Consider the following 18,404-nt stretch of genomic DNA (forward strand, 5'->3'; position numbering starts at 1 on the left):
ACGCTGGCCTGAAGGCCAAGGGCAAAGCGAGCAAGGTGGCGCTCGTGGCGGTCATGCGCAAAATGCTGGTGATCCTCAACGCCCGTAAGCGAGACGCCGAGGTGGCCCTCGGCTGCCCCTGACAAGACAGTTGCTACTGGGTGCAGCTGTGGCATTTGACCTTGGGACCCGCCTTGAGCGAGCCGAGCACCGCAGGTCCGGCGAGGGCGAAGAGGTGCGGGTGTCTGAGCGCAGCGAGTTCCCGCACCGTCCCTCGGCGGGCCGAGGAGCGCAGGGTACCGATGCGCAGCATCGGCTCGCGCCCTGGCGGCGTGTTTCTTTGGTTACTTTCTTTGCACGAGCAAAGAAAGTGACAAGCACGATCACTGCGGATACGAAAACGGCACCTTCGCAGGTGCCGTCTCCATGAACCGCTTTACGCGAAACCTCAGAACTTCGCGTCGAATTCCGCCGCGTAGCCAGTGTTCACCAGCACCTTCTGCAGCGACTCGGCCACCTTCAGGTTGCCGGCAACGATCTGGTGGGTCTCCGGGCCACGGTTGTCCATCCGGCCCAGGGTCGCGCCCTTGAAGTCGCAGACCTTGCCACCCGCCTCGCGGACCAGCAGCAGCCCGGCAGCGATGTCCCACGCCTTCACGCCGGCTTCGAAATAGGCGTCGGCGCGGCCGCAGGCCACGTAGGCCAGGTCCAGCGCGGCCGAACCGGTGCGGCGGATGTCCTCAGCCTGGACCAGCAGGGTGTCGACCGACTTCAGCTGCGCGCTGGCGCGGCTGCGTTCGCGCGGGGCGAAGCCGGTGTGGATCATCGTGCCTTCCAGATCCTTGCGGTCGGCCACGCGGATGCGGCGGTCGTTCAGCACGGCGCCGGCGCCACGGCTGGCGGTGAACAGTTCATTGCGCAGCGGATCGAAGATGACGGCATCGGTCGGCTCGCCGTTCTCGACCAGGGCGATCGACACGCAGTAGTGCGGCACGCCGCGCAGGTAGTTGCTGGTGCCATCCAGCGGGTCGATGACCCACATCTGGCGGCGCTCGCCCTGCACGCCACCTTCTTCACCGAAGATGCCGTAATCCGGGTAGGCGCGCTTGAGTTCCTTGACGATGACCTTTTCCGCGTCCGCATCCACTTCGCTGGCGTAGTCCATCCGGCCCTTCTGCACCACGTTCAGTGCCTCGAGCTTGTTGATGTTGCGCAACAGGACGTTGCCGGCGAGGCGGGCGGCCTTGACCATGACGGTGACGGCGGGTTTCTGCATGGCGTGGGCTCCCGGAAAGGCAGAAGAGATGGACTGGCGGGGGAAAAGAGCGGGTCCGGCGCAGTGGCCGGCCGCACAGTTTACCATTGGTCATCGTCCAGCTCGACCTTTTCCCTGTTCATGTCCCAGTTTCCCGCCGCCACCCGCCTCCGATTCGTCCTGGTCGGTACCCAGCACCCCGGCAACATGGGGGCTGCCGCCCGCGCCCTGAAGACCATGGGCCTGGCCCGCCTGGTGCTGGTCGCCCCCGAAAAGCCGCTGGACGAGGAGGCCTTCCGCCGCTCGGCCGGTGCCGAAGACGTGCTGGGGGACGCTCCGGTGGTGGCCACCCTGGCCGAGGCCGTGGCGGATTGCCGCCTGGTACTGGGTTGCACGGCCCGTGCCCGCCGCGTCCAGCTGGAGGAATACCTGCCGGCCGACGCTGCCGCCCGTGCGGTGGCCAAGGCGGGCGAAGGTGCCGAGGTCGCACTGGTATTCGGCCGCGAGCGTACCGGCCTGACCAACGAGGAGCTGCAGCTCTGCCACGCCGCAGTGCACATCCCGTCAGACCCGGAGTTCAGCTCGCTCAACCTGGCCGCCGCCGTGCAGGTGCTGGCGTACGAAACGCGCATGCAGCTGCTGGGCGCGCAGCCGGCCGCCGACGCCGAGCCGGGCTTCCGCGAACAGGCCGCCAGCCATGAGCAGATGGAGAGCTTCTTCGCCCAGCTCGGCGACACCCTGGACGAGATCGATTTCCACAAGGGCCGCGCGCCGGAATCGGCGATGCGCAAGCTGCGCCGCCTGTTCCTGCGCAGCGAGCCGAGCGAGCAGGAAGTGCGCCTGTTGCGCGGCATCCTCGCCGATACCCAGCGCATGGCGCGTCTGGCCCAGGCCGGCAGCAAGGACAGCTGACGACGTTCTCATTTTTTCGGGTAGTCTGTCTGGATACCCAGGGGGGATGACGTCTGTGTCGGGTCTGCGAAAGGCAATGCAGGGGGGACTGCTGAGCCTGGCCATGGTCCTGCTGGCCGGAGCCGTGCATGCGGCACCGGATCCGGTGCTGGTGCTGGGCCGGATCAGCGATGACCCCCAGGCTCACTACGAGCAGCTGCAACCCCTGCTGGACTACGTGGTGGCGCGCATGCATGACGTCGGCATCCAGGAGGGGCGGGTACTGATGGCCCGCGACCCGCAGCAGATGGCCAGCTATCTGCGGCGGGGACGGGTCGACTGGGTCACGGAAACCTCCGGTACGGCGGTGGCACTGGGCCAGCGCAGTGGTGCGCGGCCGCTGCTGTTGACCGAGCGCAACGGGGTGCGCGAATACCAGACGGTGTTCTTCGTGCGCAGCGACAGTCCCATCCAGCGGGTGCAGGATCTGCGCGGCCATCGCCTGGCCCTGCAGAACACGGCATCCACCAGCGCCTACCTGGTACCGGTGATGACCCTGCTGGACCATGGCCTGTCGCCGCAGATCCTGGCCGGGGTCTGGGACGTGCCAGGGCGTGACAGCGTGGGGTATGTGTTCGCGCGCAGCGAGTTGAACATCGCGACATACGTGCACAAGGGGATGGCGGATGTGGGGGCGGTGAGCAGCGTGGACTGGAACGACGAGCGGCGGGTGCCGTCTGCATTCCGACGCGATTTCCGCGAACTGCTGCGTACCGAACCCTATCCGCGTGCGGTGGAGATGGTCCGCGCCGACCTCGATGCCCGGGTGCGCGACCGCCTGCAGGAAGTCCTGCTGCAGGCAGCCAGCGACCCGCAGGCACAGGGCGCGTTGCATCGGTTTTTTGGCACTTCCGGTTTCCACCGTGTCGATGCGCATGCGCAGCAGCGGTTGGATGAATTGAAACAAGGATTGACGCGCGTGCGGATGGAAGTGGAATGAAGTGGCTCGGCTCGGGGATGCAGGCCCGGTTCCTGCTGGCGATGGGCGGAGCGATGGTCGTGGTGGTCGCCATTCTGGCGGTGCTGCTGGGGCGCCAGACGGCGATGCAGAGCGAGGTGCGCACCCTCAGCGGTGGCGTCATCCATGAATTGTTCGACCGCAGCGTGCGCAGCCGCGGCGAGGCGATGGCGCGCGAGTTGTCCGATGCGCTGGCCAACCCGCTGTATTACCGCGACCTGGACCAGGTCGGCGTGCTGGTGCGCAGCACGGCGCGACAGCCGGTGGTGCGCTATGTACTGGTGTTCGACGAGCGCGGCCGGCTGGTGCACGACGGCTCGGTCGAGGTCCCGGGATTCGGCCAGCCGATGGGCGATCCCCTGGCACCCAAGGCTGCGGCGGCGCAGGCCTTGCTGGTGCAGGAATCGCCGAAGGTGCTGGACAACACGATGCCGATCATGGTCGGCAACCAGCGCATCGGCGGCGTCCGCGTCGGCATGGCGCTGGACGAAGTACAGCAACGCGAGCAGGCGGCCAACGCCACCCTTGGCGAGCGCCTGCAACTGGTCGGCAGCCGCCACCTGGGTTGGTTGCTGCTGATGCTGGGGTTGCTGGTGGTGATCGGCGTGGTGGTGATCCTGTACGTGCAGCGCACGCTGGTCGCGCCGATCCGCGATCTGGCCGCGGCCGCGCGCCGCATCGAGGCCGGTGACTACCAGACGCCCCTGGCCGAGAACACCCGTGACGACGAAGTGGGTGAGCTGGTGCGCGGCTTCGCCCGCATGCGCGATGCGATCGCCCGCCATGACCGTGAAGTGCGGCGCATGGCCTATACCGACGCGCTGACCGGGCTGACCAACCGGCTGGCATTCCGCGAAGCGCTGGACCATCGGCTGATGGCCGCGCGTGCCGCCAATCACCGGTTGGGCCTGCTGTTCGCCGACATCGACGATTTCAAGCGGGTCAACGACACGCTTGGCCATGAGGCCGGTGACGAGGCGTTGCTGCAGTTCGCACAGCGCATCGGCCGCGCCGTTGCGGAGGCAGGCGGCGACGAGGCCCTGCTGGCCCGCTTCGGCGGTGACGAGTTCGTGATCCTGGTGGGCGACGGTGATGTGGCCGCCAACGCGCGGCTGCTGGCCGAAGTGCTGGTGCGCGAGCTGGGCAGGCCGCTGGTGGTGCAGGGCAGGGAGCTGTTCCTGGGCACCTCGATCGGCGTGACCCTGTTTCCCGACGATGCGGCCGATGCGACCACCCTGTTGAAAAACGGCGACATCGCCATGTACCAGGCGAAGATGGCCGGCAAGAACTGCTATCGCTACTACAGCCGGGCGATGGACCACGCGGTCGAACGTCGCGTGCATATGGAACAGGAGCTGCGCGGGGCCTGGGAGCGCGGCGAACTGCGCCTGGCCTACCAGCCGATCTTCCGCATGCGCGACCGCCGCATGGTCGGCGTCGAAGTGCTGCTGCGCTGGCAGCATCCGACCCTGGGCACGATTCCGCCATCGGTGTTCATCGAGGTGGCCGAGCAGAGTGGTCTGATCGAGATCATCGGCCCGAAAGTACTGCGTGCGGCCTGCATGGAGGCCTCGCAGTGGCCGCGCGGGGCGGCCGGCGACGACCTGTTCGTGTCGGTGAACGTGTCACCGCGGCAGCTGCGCGGCGGCGAACTGCCGGCGCTGGTCGCGCAATGCCTGCATGAGTCCGGGCTGCCAGCGTCGCGCCTGCATCTGGAGCTGACCGAGACCGCGGTGATCGGTGACGAGATGGTCGCCGCGCAGCTGCTGGACAAGCTTCACCGCACCGGCGTGAAGGTCTGGCTGGACGACTTCGGCACCGGATTCTCCGGCTTGAGCCATCTGCGCCAGGTGCCGGTGGACGGCGTGAAGATCGACAAGAGCTTCGTGGCCGACATGCAGCGTGATCCCGACGACCTCGCATTGACCACGGCGATCATCGCCATGGCCCACGCGCTGGGCATCACGGTGGTGGCCGAGGGTATCGAGCAGCAGGCGCAGTTCGAGCTGCTGGCGCAGCGCGGCTGCGATCTGGGGCAGGGCTACTGGCTGAGCCACCCGGTCACTGCCACCGAAGTGGTGCGGATGATCGAATCGGGCGTTTGACCGATTGACGTTGTGCCTGGGGTCAGATCCCTTTTCCGCAGGAAAAGGGATGGCCCCGCTACGGAATTACACCGGGCGCTTGCTCGGGTCGCCGGGCAGTTCGCGCACCAGCTTCGGGACCAGATAGCCGGACAGGCGCGCGGTCAACCCGGCAATCAATGCCTTGGCCCGGGTGTCGTCCACTTCGAAGTGGGCCACGCCCTCGACCCGGTCCAGCTGGTGCAGGTAGTAGGGCAGCACGCCGGCGGCGAAGCTGCGCTCGCTCAGGTCCTGCAGGGCCTGCACGCTGTCGTTGACCCCGCGCAGCAATACCGCCTGGTTCAGCAGCTGGGCGCCGATGCCGCGCAGGCGGGCCATCGCCGCGTCCACGCTGGCATCGAATTCATTGGCATGGTTGGCGTGGACCACGACCGCCAGCGGCCACGGCAGGCTGCCCAGCCAGGTGACCAGTTCATCGTCCACGCGCTCGGGCAGCACGATCGGCAGCCGGGTATGGATGCGCAGGCGGCGGATATGCGGGATCGCGCGCAGGGCGTCGGTCAGCTCGACCAGCTTGTGCGTGGCCAGCGACAGCGGGTCACCGCCGGACAGGATCACCTCGTCGATGTCGGGGTCGGCGGCGATGGCGGCTACGGCCTCCTGCCAGCCGCCCTTGGCTGCATTTTCCGCGCCATAGTCGAAGTGGCGGCGGAAGCAGTAGCGGCAGTTGATCGCACAGCTGCCCGTCGCCACCAGCAGGGCGCGGCCACGGTACTTCTGGATGACGCCGGTGGCCTTCTTGGCGGCACCATCACCCACCGCATCGAAGCTGAACCCGGGCGCCGGGCGCATTTCCTCGTCGATCGGCAGCACCTGCCGCAGCAGCGGATCGGCCGGATCGCCCTTGCGCATGCGGGCCACGAACCCCTCCGGCACGCGCAGCGCGAACTGGGCCATGGCCGCTTCGGAGACGCCCAGTGCCGCCGGGTCCAGCTGCAGCCGGGCCAGCAGCGCCTGCGGGTCGCGCAGTGCCTGGCGCCAGAGCTGCTGCCAGCGCGCGGGCGCGCCTGGCGACTGGGGCCGGGGGAAGGCGGAAAGCTGCATGGAGAGGGGGCCTGCGGTTATCATGGGGGCAGAAAAACAGTCGCCCACCGGCATCCGGTGGGCTTTCCATTCTAACGGCTCGCCGCACCCGCGGCGTTTTTGCCACTCAGGAGTTTACGCATGGCCAGCTACGGCATGAACGACGTCAAGAACGGGATGAAGATCCTGGTCAACAACCAACCGGCCGTCATCATCGACACCGAATACGTCAAGCCGGGCAAGGGCCAGGCCTTCACCCGCGTGAAGTACCGCCTGATCAAGGACGGCCGTACCCAGGAAGTGACCATGAAGTCGACCGACTCGCTGGATGCAGCCGACGTCGTCGATACCGACATGAACTTCATGTACAGCGACGGCGAGTACTGGCACTTCATGGACCCGGAATCCTTCGAGCAGGTCCAGGCCACCAAGGCCGGCATGGGCGGCGCCGAGAAGTGGCTGAAGGGCGAGGAGTCCTGCGTGGTCACCCTGTGGAACGGTGAGCCGATCTTCGTGCAGCCGCCGAACTTCGTCGAGCTGAAGATCACCGAAACCGATCCGGGCGTCCGTGGCGACACCTCGGGCGGCGGCGGCAAGCCGGCCACGCTGGAAACCGGCGCCGTGGTCCGCGTGCCGCTGTTCGTGAACCAGGACGAAGTGATCCGCGTCGACACCCGTTCGGGCGAATACTCCGCACGCGTCAAGTAATCCGGCGCAGCCGGATTACGATAGTGCCGGCCGCTGGCCGGATACGCGCCATCGCGTTCGCGCTGGCGCTCCCATGATCTGCTTCGGCAGATCATGGGCCCCGCTTCACGGGTCTCCAGACCCCGCCGCTTCGCGGCAGCCCCTGACTCAGGGGCGTGTCCCCCAGAAGTATCTCGCCGCCCCCCAGCCAGTGAGCCCGCATGAGCGATAGCCCGCACCTCCCCGAAGCCTGCGACCTGCTCATCGAAGCCGGTTACGTCGTTCCGATCGAGCCGCATGCGGTGGTGCTGGAAGACCATGCCGTTGCCGTGCGTGGCAGCGAGATCGTGGCCATCCTGTCGCGTGCCGAGGCGCGCGCACGGTTCCGCGCCACCCAGGTGGTCAGCCGCCCCGAGGCGGCGCTGATGCCGGGCCTGGTCAATGCGCACACGCACAACCCGATGACCCTGCTGCGCGGCGTCGCCGACGACCTGCCGCTGATGACCTGGCTGCAGCAGCACATCTGGCCGGTGGAAGCGGCGGTGATCGGCCCCGAATTCGTCGCCGACGGCACCACCCTGGCCATCGCCGAGATGCTGCGCGGCGGCACCACCTGCGCCAACGAGAACTACTTCTTCGGCGATGTGCAGGCCGCCGTCTACAAGAAGCATGGTTTCCGCGCGCTGGTCGGCGCGGTCATCATCGATTTCCCCACCGCCTGGGCCAAGACCGACGACGAGTACTTCGCCAAGGCCGGTGAACTGCATGACCAGTGGCGCACCGATCCACTGATCGGCACCGCGTTCGCGCCGCATGCGCCGTATACGGTCAACGATGCCAACTTCGAGCGGGTGCGGATGCTGTCCGACCAGCTCGACATGCAGGTGCACCTGCACACCCACGAGACCGCGCAGGAGATCAACGATTCGATCAAGCTGCATGGCCAGCGCCCGCTGGCGCGGCTGGATCGCCTCGGCCTGGTCAATGACCGCCTGATCGCGGTGCACATGACCCAGCTGACCGATGCGGAAATCCACCTGTGCGCCGAGCGTGGCGTCAGCGTGGTGCACTGTCCGGAATCGAACCTGAAGCTCGCCTCCGGTTTCTGCCCGGCCTGCGCCCTGCAGCGTGCTGGCGTGAATCTGGCGATCGGCACCGACGGCTGCGCCAGCAACAACGACCTGGACATGTTCAGCGAGAACCGCACCGCGGCGATCCTGGCCAAGGCCGTGGCCGATGACGCCACCGCGCTGGACGCTGCGACCACGCTGCGCGCGTCCACCCTGGGCGGTGCCCGCGCGCTGGGCTTCGGCGAGCGCATCGGTTCGATCGAAGTCGGCAAGCAGGCCGACCTGGTCTGCGTCGACCTGTCCGCACTGGAAACCCAGCCGCTGCACAACGTGCTGTCGCAGCTGGTGTACGCCACCGGCCGCCAGCAGGTCAGCGACGTCTGGATCGCCGGCAAGCCGAAGCTGGTGCAGCGCGAGCTGGTCGGCATGGACCTGCCGGGCATCATCGCCAACGCGCGCCAGTGGCGCGAGCGCATCCGTCATATCCGCGCCTGAACCCCGGCGCCGCAAGGACTCCCTCATGACTGCCCCCCACGCTTCCTCCAATTTCGATCAGGCCGAGCTGGACAAGTTCGCCGCGCTGGCCAACCGCTGGTGGGACGCTGACGGCCCGCAGAAGCCGCTGCATGCGCTGAACCCGGTGCGCCTGAAATACGTGGCCGACCGCGTTCCGCTGCGCGGCGCACGTGTGCTCGACATCGGTTGCGGTGGCGGCCTGTTGAGCGAAGCGCTGGCCCAGGCCGGCGCCGACGTCACCGCCATCGACCTGGCGCCGGAGCTGGTCAAGGTCGCGCGCCTGCATGCGCTGGAAAGCGGCGCCAAGGTCGATTACCGGGTGCAGGCCGCCGAGGACCTGGCCGCCGAGCAGCCGGGCAGCTTCGATGTGGTGACCTGCATGGAAATGCTGGAGCACGTGCCGGACCCGGGCGCGATCATCGAGGCCTGCAAGCGCCTGCTGAAGCCGGGCGGCCACCTGTTCCTGTCGACCATCAACCGCACCGCTGCCGCCTTCGCAGTGGCGATTGTCGGTGCCGAGTACGTCGCGCGGCTGCTGCCCAAGGGCACGCACCACTACCAGGAATTCATCAAGCCGGCCGAGCTGGCGCGCTGGCTGCGCGAGGCCGACATGCAGCTGGTGGACGTCAGCGGCATGGCCTACGAGCCGTGGCGCAACCACGCCCGCCTGAGCAGCCGCACCGACATCAACTACCTGGCCTACGCGGTCAAGCCGGCATGACCTCCGCCCGCTTCCCGCGTGCGGTGCTGTTCGACCTGGATGGCACGTTGCTGGACAGCGCGCCGGACTTCGTCGCCACCTGCAACGCGATGCTGGCCGAGCGTGGTCGTGCACCCATCGATCCGGCCGCACTGCGCCCGGTGGTGTCGAAGGGCTCGCGGGCGATGGTCTCGGCCGCGTTCCCGGACCTGGATGCCGCTGCGCGCGATGCACTGATCCCGGAATTCCTGCAGCGCTATGAAGCGTTGATCGGCCAGCACGCAGTGCTGTTCGACGGCGTGGCCGGCATGCTCGCCGCGCTGGATGAGGCCGGTACGGTGTGGGGCATCGTCACCAACAAACCCGAGTACCTGGCGCGCCTGATCCTGCCGCAGCATGGCTGGCAGCAGCGCTGCGCGGTGCTGGTCGGCGGTGACAGCCTGGCCGAACGCAAGCCGCACCCGCTGCCGCTGCTGCACGCTGCGCAGGCGATCGGCATCGCCGCCGAAGACTGCGTATACGTGGGTGACGACGAGCGCGACATCATCGCCGCACGCGCTGCCGCCATGCCGTCGGTGGCGGCGCTGTGGGGCTACCGCCTGCACAGCGACGACCCGCTGGCCTGGCAGGCCGACGTGCTGGTCGAGAGCGCCGAACTTCTGCAACTGGCCAGTCTCTGGCCGACCCGGCCGGCAGCCCCGGCCCAGCCGTAAGGAATCACGTAGTGAGCAGTACCGCGCTGGACAGTTTCCTCGACAAGTGGCGCAGCCGTTGGCCGGAATGGTCGGTGGCCGCCCCGTTCGTGGCCGAATCGCAACGCGAGCTTGCCGTGGCGTGGTTCGCGCTGCTGCAGGAGTTCGACGACATGCTCAATACCGGCGGCGATCCGCTGCCGGCCGATGCCAAGCTGGCATGGTGGGGCGAGGAACTGCGCAGCTGGGCCGGGCATCGTTCGCGCCATCCACTGGGCCGTCTGCTGGAGCCGGTGCGTGCGCCGTGGGCGCAGCTGGCCGAGGCCCTGCCGGATCTGGTTGAAGCGCGCACGGTAGCGCTGGATGCGGCCAGCGCCGAGCGTGCGCTGGCCAACTACGCTGAAGCCGTGGCTGCGGTCGAGGCGGCCTTGTTCGCGGACAAGCCGCGCACCGGTGCCGGTCGCGCGGTGCAGTTGCAGACCCTGGCCCAGCGCCTGCAGGACGCCGGCGTGGCCGGTGTACCGCGCAGCCTGCTGGACGGTGATGCCAGCACGGCTGCACAGCGCTGGGCGCAGCATCTGTTGAAGGACTGGGGCACGCGCGTGCCCGGCCCGCGACCGCGCCGTGTGTGGTCCAGCCTGGCGCGCGCCCGCGTTGCCGCGCAGGCCGCAGGCAAGCCGATTGAAGCGACCCCGGTGCGCACCTTGTTGCGCGTGTGGTGGGCTGCGCGCGGTTGATCGATCGGCGCTGTTGACTGCTTCTGGTGGGTGCGGACCTTGGTCCGCACGCTCTGTGAGGTTGTGCGACCAAGGTTGGCACCCACCAAAGCGCATTGCGCGCGTTACTTGCGTTCCAGTACCAGTAGCGGATCGATACGGGTATCGAACCAGTTCATGCCCCAGTGCAGGTGCGGGCCGGTGGCACGGCCGGTGGCGCCGACCGCGGCGATCACCTGGCCTTGTTCCACACGGTCGCCAACTTTTACGTCGATGCGCGACAGATGCAGGAAGTTGGAGCTGACCCCGAAACCGTGGTCGAGCAGCAGCGTACCGCCGGTCAGGTACAGGTCCGGCCCGGCGAAGGTGACGATGCCGGCGGCCGGTGCCTTCACCGGCGTGCCGGTCGGTACCGCGATGTCCATGCCGGAATGACCGGCACCGGGCTGTCCGTTGTACACGCGCGCATTGCCGAAGCGACCGCTGATGCGGCCCTGCACCGGCCAGATGAAGGTCTGGGTGAAGTCGGTGCGGTCGTCATCGCGGGCACGCGCGGCGGTCACCTGCGCCTGTTCGCGCTTGATCCGCTCGGCAATCGCCGGCGGCGGATTGACCGTCTTCGGCGGCACGCCGTTGACCCGCTCGGTGGGCCAGTCGCGCGGCGTCACCGCAATGGTCGCGGTCTCGCTGCCGCCATCAGGGCGCTGCACCTGCACGCGCAATGGTCCCTTCTCGTCGCGGCCGATGCCGAGCACCACGCTGCCGTAGCCGCTCACCCGCAGCTGGCGACCGGCGTACTGCACGCGGCTGCCGGCGGGCACCTTGCCGATCACCAGTGCGCCCTGCGACGCACTGGCCGGGAACACCACGCGGCTGTCGATCAGGCTGCCGATGCCATCCTGCGCGTGAGCCGACGGTACGCTGAGCAGGGGTGCCGCCAGCAGCAGCGCCCCGGTAAATAGAGCCGCGCGCATCAGCGGTCGTAGGTCATGCGCTGGCCGGCGGGCTCGCCCACCAGTTTGCTGCCGTCCCACACCAGCTGGCCGTTCACCCAGGTGGAGGCCACGCGCGAACGGAAGGTCGTGCCTTCGAACGGCGACCAGCCGCACTTGGACAGCACGTCCTCGCGCTTGACGGTGAACGGCACGTCTTCCACAAGCACCAGGTCGGCGAAGTAGCCTTCGCGCAGGAAGCCGCGTTCTTCCACGTCGAACAACTGTGCCGGCGCGTGGGCGAATTTCTGCACCACCTGTTCGCGGGTCAGCTTGCCTTCGTGCACGCGCTCCAGCGCGGCCACCAGCGCGTACTGCACCAGCGGCAGGCCCGACGGTGCCTGCGCGTACGGCTTCTGCTTCTCTTCCCAGGTGTGCGGCGCGTGGTCGGTGGCCAGCACGTCCAGCACGTCGTCGGCCAGCGCAGCGGTGATCGCCTCGCGGTCGGACACTTCCTTGATGGCCGGGTTGCACTTGATCAGGTTGCCCTTGGTCGCATAGTCTGGGCGCGCGAAGTGCAGGAAGTGCACGCAGGTCTCGGCGGTGATCTGCTTGCGGCTGCCGTCGGCGCGGATCAGCGGGCCCTTCTCGAACAGCGCCAGCTCGTCGGCGGTGGAGATGTGCAGCACATGCAGGCGGGTGCCGTGCTTGCGCGCCAGCGACATCGCCAGCCGGGTCGACTTGATGCAGGCCTCGCGCGAACGGATGTCCGGATGCATGTCAGGGGTCAGCGCATCGCCGTACTTTTCCTGGAAGGCCTTCAGGTTGGCATCGATCATCGGCGTGTCTTCGCAGTGCGTGATGATCGGGGTCGGGCATTCGCGGAAGATCGCATCCAGCGTTTCCGGGTTGTCCACCAGCATGTTGCCGGTCGAAGCACCCATGAACACCTTCACGCCCGGGGCCTTTTTTGGATCCAGGGCACGGATCGCGTCGAGGTTGTCATTGCTGGCGCCGTGGTAGAAGCCATAGTTGGCCCAGGCGCGGCCGCGCGCGAGCTCGTACTTGGCTTCCAGGATGGTCGAATCCAGCGTCGGCGGGTTGGTGTTGGGCATGTCCATGAAGCTGGTCAGGCCACCGGCCACGGCCGCGGCCGATTCGCTGGCGATGTCGCCCTTGTGGGTCAGGCCCGGTTCGCGGAAGTGCACCTGGTCATCGATCATGCCGGGCAGCAGCCAGCGTCCGGCCGCATCCACCACCTGCTCGCCGTCGCGCGGCGCCAGCCCGCTGCCGATCTGCGCGATGCGGCCGTTCTCGATGCGCAGGTCGCCGTCGAAGGTGCGGCCTTCGTTGACCATCCGGGCGTTGGTGATGAGGGTGGAGGACATGTCAGTGTTTTCCTGTGCAACGGCAAGAGGGGGCGTTGGGAGACTCGGGCACGGGGTCGAAGCCGCCGGGATGGAACGGGTGGCAGCGACCGAGCCGGCGTGCAGCCAGCCAGCTGCCGCGCAGCGGGCCGTGCCGCGAGATGGCTTCCATCGCGTATTCAGAACAGCTCGGCACGAAACGGCAGCGTGGCCCCAGCAAGGGGCTGATGAAGCGCTTGTAGAAGCGCAGCAAGGCAATGAGCAGGCGCGAGATCACCCAGTCATCTTATGCCAGTTGGCATGAAGGCCGCATTTGTGCAGGATGGGCCGTTGGTCGCATGTCGCCGATGGCCTGCGACCGGTACCAGCACCTGCGGGTGCTGGCCAGGTTCCGTACCGCGCAAGGCGGTCCGTGTTCGTCGGACTGCCTCCAAGGGCGCCTTGACTCCAGGACTGAATGGAGCAGGGTGCCGAGGTTGCTGCTGCGGGTCGGGTAGGCTATAAAGGCCCGCTTTCCCGGGCCCCGGGGAATCCAAGGAAGAGCGTTTCGTGGCTGCTAAAAAAACTGCAAAGAAGGCCGCAACGGCCGCCAAGAAAACCGCCAAGCCTGTTGTGAAGAAGTTGGCGGCAAAGCCCGTTGCCAGGAAACCGGCCAGCAAGCCGGCGACCAAGGCAGCGTCCTCGCAACCGGCGGCCAGGAAGGCCACCGCAAAGAAAACGCCGGTCAAGGCAACCAAGCCGGTGGCCAAGAAGGCTGCTGCGCCCGCCAAGGCCAAGCCTGCCGCTGCCAGCAAGAAGGCGCCGGTGGTGAAGAAGGCCGCCAGCAAGGCCGCGCCGGTGAAGAAGGCTGCCGCCAAGCCAGTGGCGAAGAAGGCAGCAACCAAGCCGGCGCCGAAGGCGGTGGTGAAGAAGGCTGCAGCCAAGCCGGTCGCCAAGCCCGCAGCAAAGAAGGTCGCTGCGGCCAAGCCGGTCGCCACACCTGCCGCTGTAAAGAAGGTTGCCAAGAATGTTGCCGCGCCGGCCGTAAAGCCGACCCCGGCCCCAGTAGTGAAGTCCGCACCGAAGCCTGCTGCCAAGCCGGCTCCGGCCAAGCCTGTCCCGGCCAAGACCGTGGCAGTGGCAGCAGCCCAACCGGCCTCCAAGCCGGCCCCGGCCGCCGCTCCTGCCGCCTCGAAGGCCCCGCAATCCAAGAATCCCGTGCCCGTTTCGAAATCGCCTGCCAAAACCGCCGTGAAATCCGATTCCGCCCCGAAGACCGTGTCGCGCCCTGTCGGCAAGGTTGCCGTGGCCGTCGCCGCCCGCTCGGCGGCACCGGCCCCGCGCAGCAAGTACAAGGTGGTCGAGTACAAGACCGACGAGGCCACCGGCCGCCCGATCCTGCCGGCTGGCTACAAGCCGTCCTCGGAAGAGGAATACATGAGCCCGCTGCAGCAGGAGTACTTCCGCCAGCGCCTGCAGAACTGGCGCGCGGACCTGGTGGAAGAGTCCAAGCAGACCATCGAGAACCTGCGCGAGGAAGTGCGTGACATCGGCGACGAAGCCGAGCGTGCGACCCGCGAGACCGAGAACTCGCTGGAACTGCGTACCCGCGACCGCTATCGCAAGCTGATCGGCAAGATCGACAGCACCCTGAAGCGCCTGGAAGCGGGCGACTACGGTTACTGCGTCGACACCGGCGAGGAAATCGGCCTGGAGCGCCTGGAAGCGCGCCTCACCGCCGAACGCACCATCGACGCCCAGGAGCGTTGGGAGCACCTGCAGAAGCAGCAGGGCGACTGATTCCCGCTCGTTGTATGGTCATGCAGAAAACCCGGCTTCGGCCGGGTTTTTTGTTGGGGGATCGTCGGTAAGCGACCGTGGCTGGCACGGGCAGTTGTGGCCGTTGACTTGGGTCCGCCTTGTAGCGAGCCGAGCACCGCAGGGGAATCGGGGCGAAGAGGCGCCGCTGTTTGAGCGCAGCGAGTTCGGCGCCGTCCCCTGATTCACCGAGGAGCGCAGGGCACCGGTGCGCAGCACCGGCTCGCGGATGGCGGCGCGTTTCTTTGGTTACTTTCTTTGCGCGCGCAAAGAAAGTGACAAACCCATTCATCGAGGGAAAGTGACGTGGCCAGCCAAACGCCCGGCGCCGCCGAATCCGCTGTTCGCAGGCTCACTGCAGGTCGCGAAGATTCAACTTCCGCAGCGTCGGGTTCTTCCACGCGGTGATCCCGGCCACGCTCAGCACCGCAAACCCACCCAGCACCACTGCAGGCACCAGCCCCAGCAGACGGGCCATCGTGCCGGCATAGAACGCGCCCAGCTCGTTGGACGAACTGATGAAGATGCCGTTGATCGACGACACCCGTCCGCGCATTTCTTCCGGCGTGGCCAACTGCAGGATGGTCGAGCGGATCACCACCGAAACGCCATCGAAGGCCCCATAGAACAGCAGGATCAGCGCCGACAGCCAGAAGTGCTGCGACAGGCCGAAGCCGATCACGCACAGGCCGAACCCCGCCACCGCGAACAGCAACACGCGGCCGGCATTGCGGTGCAGCGGGTGGCGGGCCAGCCACAGGCCCACGCACACCGAACCGAGCGCCGGCATCGCGCGCAGGATGCCGAGGCCCTCCGGACCGTGGTGCAGGATTTCGTGCAGGAAGGCCGGCAGCATCGCCACCACGCCGCCCAGCAGCACCGAGAACATGTCCAGCGCCATCGCGCCGACCATGATCCGGTTGCCGACCACGAATCGCGCGCCTTCGGCGATGCTCTTGAAGATCGGCGCGGCCGGACCGGTGTGCACCGGCTCCTCCACTTTCAGCGTGGCCAGGCAGGCCATCGCCACCAGGGCAAAGGCCGTAGCCACCGCGTAGGACAGGCCCTTGCCGCCGAAGCCGACCAGCACTCCGCCCAGCGCCGGGCCGGCCACCATGCCGGCCTGGAACACCACGGCACCCAGTCCGGCGCCACGCGCGAACTGGTCGCGGGCCAGCACGCGGGCGAACAGTGCGTTGTAGATTGGCGACAGGAAGGCGCGGACCATGCCGGTCAGGGCGATGGCCGCATAGATGGGCCACACGCCCTCGAACGGCAGCCAACCCGTCGCAACGCCGGTCAGCACCAGCGCCGTGGCGATCAGCCCGGAACAGGCGACCATGCCCAGCCGGCGGCGCGGCAGGTGGTCGACCAGATAGCCGGCGAACGGTGCCACGCAGAAGAACGGCAGCACCTCGGCTAGGCCGACCAGGCCCAGCGAGAACGGATTGCGGGTGACTTCGTAGATGTGCCAGCCGACGGTGACCGCCACCACCTGGTAGGACAGCATCGCGAAGATGCGGTAGGCCAGCAGCTTGGCGAAACCGGGCCGGGACAGCAGGCCCAGCGCGGTGTCTTCGGCTGTGGCAGGCTCGCTCACGACGGGTCGCGCTGCAGCTGGGCCTGCGCGGTCTCGCGGATGAAGGCCAGCATCGCCGCCACGCCGTTGCTGCGGGTGGGGGAGAGGTGACGGGCCAGGCCGATGTCCTGGATGTAGCTGGGCTCGGTGTCCAGGATTTCCTGTGCCGAGCGCCCGGAGTACACGCGCAGGGCCAGGAAGATCAGGCCGGAAACGATGGCCGAATCACTGATGGCATGGAAGCGCAGCGACTGCGCGTTGCCTTCCGGCACGATCCAGACCATCGACTGGCAGCCGAGCAGGCGGTGCTCTTCGGTCTTCCATTCGTCCGGGAAGGCGGGCAGCTTGCGGCCGAGGTCGATCAGGTACTGGTAGCGCTCGGACCAGTCGCCGAAGAAGCCGAATTCCTCGGCGATGGCGGTCTGGGCCTCGGCGGCGGTAGGTTCAAGCGGGAACGGGGAGTCGGTCACAACAGTCTCTACAGTGGGGGCGTGGCCGGCGGGCCGGCACGGGGCAGGGCAGGTCAGCCGCGCTTGCGCGACCAGCGCACGCCCTGCGGGGTGTCTTCCAGCACGATGCCTTCGGCGGCCAGCTGGTCGCGGATGGCATCGGAACGGGCGAAATCACGCGCTTTCTTGGCCGCTGCACGCTCGTCGATCAGGCCCTGGATGCGGGCATCGTCGCCGTTATCGCCCGCAGCGGTACCAAACCACTGCGCCGGATCGGCCTGCAGCAGGCCCAGCGCCAGGCCGGCGCCGAGCAGCTCGCCCTTCAGCCGTGCCTGTTCGGCCGGGTCGGTGGCGCGGCGTGCATCGGCGGCGATGCGGGCCACTTCGGCCAGCGCCTGCGGGGTGTTCAGGTCGTCATCCAGGGTCGCCTCGACGCTGGCCGGGATCACCGCGCTGGCTTCGATCGACGCCAGCTCGCGCAGCGTGCCGTACAGGCGGTCCAGGGTGCGCACCGACTGCTCGATCAGGCCATCGGACCAGTCCAGCGGCTGCCGGTAATGGGCCGACAGCAGGGCCAGACGCAGCGCTTCCGGCGGATGCTGGCGCACCAGGTCGTGTACGCGCTCGATGTTGCCCAGCGACTTGCTCATCTTGGCGCCGCCGAAGTTGAGCATGCCGTTGTGCAGCCAGTAGCGGGCAAAGATCCTGCCGCCATGCGCGCATTCGCTCTGCGCGATCTCGTTCTCGTGGTGCGGGAACTGCAGGTCGACACCGCCGGCATGGATGTCGATGGTCTCGCCCAGATGGGCGGCCGCCATCGCCGAGCATTCGATGTGCCAGCCCGGGCGGCCGCGGCCCCAGGGCGATTCCCAGCCGGGCAGGTCGTCGCTGGACGGCTTCCACAGCACGAAATCGCCCGGATCACGCTTGTAGGGGGCGACATCGACGCGGGCGCCGGCCAGCATCTCTTCCGGATCGCGTCGCGAGAGCTTGCCGTAGCCGTCGAAGCTGGCCACCGCGAACAGCACATGGCCTTCGGCGGCATAGGCATGACCATTGGCGATCAGCTGCTCGATCATGGTGATGATCTGCGGCATGTGCGCAGTCACTTCCGGCTCGATGTCCGGCGGCACCACGCCCAGCGCGGCCATGTCTTCACGGTAGGCGGCGGCGAACCTGTCGGTGATGGTGCTGATCGGCACCCCCTGCTCGCGTGCAGCGGTGTTGATCTTGTCGTCCACGTCGGTGATGTTGCGCGCGTAGCGCAGGCCACCGAAACGCCGCCGCAGCAGATCGGCCAGCACCCCGAACACCACCGGGCCACGGGCGTTGCCGATGTGCACGTAGTTGTAGACCGTGGGGCCGCACACATACAGGGTCGGACAGGCCGGATCGAGCGGGGTGAACGGTTCGAGCTGGCGAGTCAGGTTGTTGTGCAGGCGCAGGGTCATGGGGCTGTGGCTGGGGGACAAGCCTGTGATTTTAGAACGTGTCGGCCCGCTTTGGGGCGCCGATTGCCACCGGTGGACGCCGGCTCCACCCAAGGTGGGGTGGGCAGGAGCGGCGTGGACGGGTAATGTTCAGCCCCT

General features: G+C 67.7%; 17 protein-coding genes and 1 pseudogene. 10 read left to right on the forward strand and 8 right to left on the reverse strand.

The window, feature by feature from the left end; all coding sequences use genetic code 11:
• Positions 1 to 122 (forward strand): annotated as a pseudogene (locus AC5P5S_RS07120) (IS110 family transposase); the annotation flags it as partial.
• 305 nt (positions 123 to 427) lie between these two features.
• On the opposite strand, the gene AC5P5S_RS07125 reads toward AC5P5S_RS07120, so the two are convergent.
• Positions 428 to 1,255 (reverse strand): inositol monophosphatase family protein, encoded by an 828-nt coding sequence (locus AC5P5S_RS07125; protein ID WP_005410386.1) that lies wholly within the window; start codon positions 1,253 to 1,255, stop codon positions 428 to 430.
• 120 nt (positions 1,256 to 1,375) lie between these two features.
• Between AC5P5S_RS07125 and AC5P5S_RS07130 the strand changes: the two genes are divergently transcribed.
• The 3 genes from AC5P5S_RS07130 to AC5P5S_RS07140 are packed head-to-tail and all read left to right on the forward strand — an operon-like array spanning position 1,376 to position 5,248.
• On the forward strand, positions 1,376 to 2,146 hold the full coding sequence (locus tag AC5P5S_RS07130) for an RNA methyltransferase (protein ID WP_005414025.1): 771 nt from the start codon (positions 1,376 to 1,378) through the stop codon (positions 2,144 to 2,146).
• Between the two features lie 46 nt (positions 2,147 to 2,192).
• Positions 2,193 to 3,125, forward strand: coding sequence for a phosphate/phosphite/phosphonate ABC transporter substrate-binding protein (locus AC5P5S_RS07135; protein ID WP_043035356.1), 933 nt, complete (start codon positions 2,193 to 2,195; stop codon positions 3,123 to 3,125).
• The gene (locus AC5P5S_RS07140) at positions 3,122 to 5,248 is read left to right on the forward strand and encodes a putative bifunctional diguanylate cyclase/phosphodiesterase (RefSeq protein ID WP_062607456.1); all 2,127 of its coding nucleotides are present in this window, start codon (positions 3,122 to 3,124) and stop codon (positions 5,246 to 5,248) included. The genes AC5P5S_RS07135 and AC5P5S_RS07140 overlap by 4 nt, the downstream gene beginning before the upstream one ends.
• A gap of 66 nt (positions 5,249 to 5,314) precedes the next feature.
• Here the strand turns inward: AC5P5S_RS07140 and epmB are convergent, their stop codons facing one another.
• A complete protein-coding gene (epmB, locus tag AC5P5S_RS07145; RefSeq protein ID WP_062607454.1) occupies positions 5,315 to 6,331 on the reverse strand; it encodes an EF-P beta-lysylation protein EpmB in 1,017 nt (338 codons plus the stop codon).
• A gap of 120 nt (positions 6,332 to 6,451) precedes the next feature.
• Here epmB and efp point away from each other — a divergent pair, with 120 nt between their 5' ends.
• The 5 genes from efp (at position 6,452) to AC5P5S_RS07170 (ending at position 10,712) form a co-directional block, all read left to right on the forward strand.
• Positions 6,452 to 7,018 carry an elongation factor P gene (efp, locus tag AC5P5S_RS07150; protein WP_005410381.1) on the forward strand — a complete coding sequence of 189 codons (567 nt, stop codon included), beginning with the start codon at positions 6,452 to 6,454 and terminating at the stop codon, positions 7,016 to 7,018.
• Between the two features lie 200 nt (positions 7,019 to 7,218).
• A complete protein-coding gene (locus tag AC5P5S_RS07155; protein WP_062607452.1) occupies positions 7,219 to 8,562 on the forward strand; it encodes a TRZ/ATZ family hydrolase in 1,344 nt (447 codons plus the stop codon).
• A gap of 25 nt (positions 8,563 to 8,587) precedes the next feature.
• Complete coding sequence (gene ubiG, locus AC5P5S_RS07160) at positions 8,588 to 9,304, forward strand: bifunctional 2-polyprenyl-6-hydroxyphenol methylase/3-demethylubiquinol 3-O-methyltransferase UbiG (protein ID WP_005410379.1); 717 nt, start codon at positions 8,588 to 8,590, stop codon at positions 9,302 to 9,304.
• Positions 9,301 to 9,996 (forward strand): phosphoglycolate phosphatase, encoded by a 696-nt coding sequence (locus AC5P5S_RS07165; protein ID WP_062607450.1) that lies wholly within the window; start codon positions 9,301 to 9,303, stop codon positions 9,994 to 9,996. Before ubiG ends, AC5P5S_RS07165 begins: the two co-directional genes overlap by 4 nt.
• An 11-nt stretch (positions 9,997 to 10,007) precedes the next feature.
• Complete coding sequence (locus AC5P5S_RS07170; RefSeq protein WP_062607447.1) at positions 10,008 to 10,712, forward strand: squalene/phytoene synthase family protein; 705 nt, start codon at positions 10,008 to 10,010, stop codon at positions 10,710 to 10,712.
• A 104-nt stretch (positions 10,713 to 10,816) separates the two neighbouring features.
• Here the strand turns inward: AC5P5S_RS07170 and AC5P5S_RS07175 are convergent, their stop codons facing one another.
• From AC5P5S_RS07175 to yidD, 3 genes are read right to left on the reverse strand one after another with little or no spacing between them, the layout of a single operon-like run.
• A complete protein-coding gene (locus AC5P5S_RS07175; RefSeq protein WP_049397344.1) occupies positions 10,817 to 11,665 on the reverse strand; it encodes a M23 family metallopeptidase in 849 nt (282 codons plus the stop codon).
• The gene (locus AC5P5S_RS07180) at positions 11,665 to 13,011 is read right to left on the reverse strand and encodes a dihydroorotase (RefSeq protein ID WP_012480835.1); all 1,347 of its coding nucleotides are present in this window, start codon (positions 13,009 to 13,011) and stop codon (positions 11,665 to 11,667) included. Before AC5P5S_RS07180 ends, AC5P5S_RS07175 begins: the two co-directional genes overlap by 1 nt.
• 1 nt (position 13,012) lies before the next feature.
• Positions 13,013 to 13,267 carry a membrane protein insertion efficiency factor YidD gene (gene yidD / locus AC5P5S_RS07185; protein ID WP_005414016.1) on the reverse strand — a complete coding sequence of 85 codons (255 nt, stop codon included), beginning with the start codon at positions 13,265 to 13,267 and terminating at the stop codon, positions 13,013 to 13,015.
• 272 nt (positions 13,268 to 13,539) lie between these two features.
• Here yidD and dksA point away from each other — a divergent pair, with 272 nt between their 5' ends.
• Positions 13,540 to 14,769: an RNA polymerase-binding protein DksA gene (dksA, locus tag AC5P5S_RS07190; protein ID WP_005410374.1), complete on the forward strand. Its 1,230-nt coding sequence runs from the start codon at positions 13,540 to 13,542 to the stop codon at positions 14,767 to 14,769.
• A gap of 370 nt (positions 14,770 to 15,139) precedes the next feature.
• Here dksA and AC5P5S_RS07195 read toward each other — a convergent pair whose 3' ends face one another.
• From AC5P5S_RS07195 to cysS, 3 genes are read right to left on the reverse strand one after another with little or no spacing between them, the layout of a single operon-like run.
• Positions 15,140 to 16,387 (reverse strand): MFS transporter, encoded by a 1,248-nt coding sequence (locus AC5P5S_RS07195; protein WP_005414014.1) that lies wholly within the window; start codon positions 16,385 to 16,387, stop codon positions 15,140 to 15,142.
• The gene (locus AC5P5S_RS07200) at positions 16,384 to 16,836 is read right to left on the reverse strand and encodes a SufE family protein (protein WP_005410372.1); all 453 of its coding nucleotides are present in this window, start codon (positions 16,834 to 16,836) and stop codon (positions 16,384 to 16,386) included. The genes AC5P5S_RS07195 and AC5P5S_RS07200 overlap by 4 nt, the downstream gene beginning before the upstream one ends.
• 53 nt (positions 16,837 to 16,889) lie before the next feature.
• Positions 16,890 to 18,266, reverse strand: coding sequence for a cysteine--tRNA ligase (cysS, locus tag AC5P5S_RS07205; protein ID WP_062607445.1), 1,377 nt, complete (start codon positions 18,264 to 18,266; stop codon positions 16,890 to 16,892).
• Positions 18,267 to 18,404: the final 138 nt, after the last annotated feature.

Source organism: Stenotrophomonas sp. YJH_SMC_54 (assembly GCF_059368435.1).

Coding starts and splice junctions, on each gene's coding strand:
- AC5P5S_RS07140 (WP_062607456.1), top strand. CDS start 3,122: ATGAAGTGGCTCGGCTCGGGGATGCAGGCCCGGTTCCTGCTGGCGATG.
- AC5P5S_RS07125 (WP_005410386.1), bottom strand. CDS start 1,255: ATGCAGAAACCCGCCGTCACCGTCATGGTCAAGGCCGCCCGCCTCGCC.
- AC5P5S_RS07180 (WP_012480835.1), bottom strand. CDS start 13,011: ATGTCCTCCACCCTCATCACCAACGCCCGGATGGTCAACGAAGGCCGC.
- efp (WP_005410381.1), top strand. CDS start 6,452: ATGGCCAGCTACGGCATGAACGACGTCAAGAACGGGATGAAGATCCTG.
- AC5P5S_RS07165 (WP_062607450.1), top strand. CDS start 9,301: ATGACCTCCGCCCGCTTCCCGCGTGCGGTGCTGTTCGACCTGGATGGC.
- cysS (WP_062607445.1), bottom strand. CDS start 18,266: ATGACCCTGCGCCTGCACAACAACCTGACTCGCCAGCTCGAACCGTTC.
- AC5P5S_RS07130 (WP_005414025.1), top strand. CDS start 1,376: ATGTCCCAGTTTCCCGCCGCCACCCGCCTCCGATTCGTCCTGGTCGGT.
- AC5P5S_RS07175 (WP_049397344.1), bottom strand. CDS start 11,665: ATGCGCGCGGCTCTATTTACCGGGGCGCTGCTGCTGGCGGCACCCCTG.
- ubiG (WP_005410379.1), top strand. CDS start 8,588: ATGACTGCCCCCCACGCTTCCTCCAATTTCGATCAGGCCGAGCTGGAC.
- AC5P5S_RS07135 (WP_043035356.1), top strand. CDS start 2,193: ATGACGTCTGTGTCGGGTCTGCGAAAGGCAATGCAGGGGGGACTGCTG.
- epmB (WP_062607454.1), bottom strand. CDS start 6,331: ATGCAGCTTTCCGCCTTCCCCCGGCCCCAGTCGCCAGGCGCGCCCGCG.
- AC5P5S_RS07155 (WP_062607452.1), top strand. CDS start 7,219: ATGAGCGATAGCCCGCACCTCCCCGAAGCCTGCGACCTGCTCATCGAA.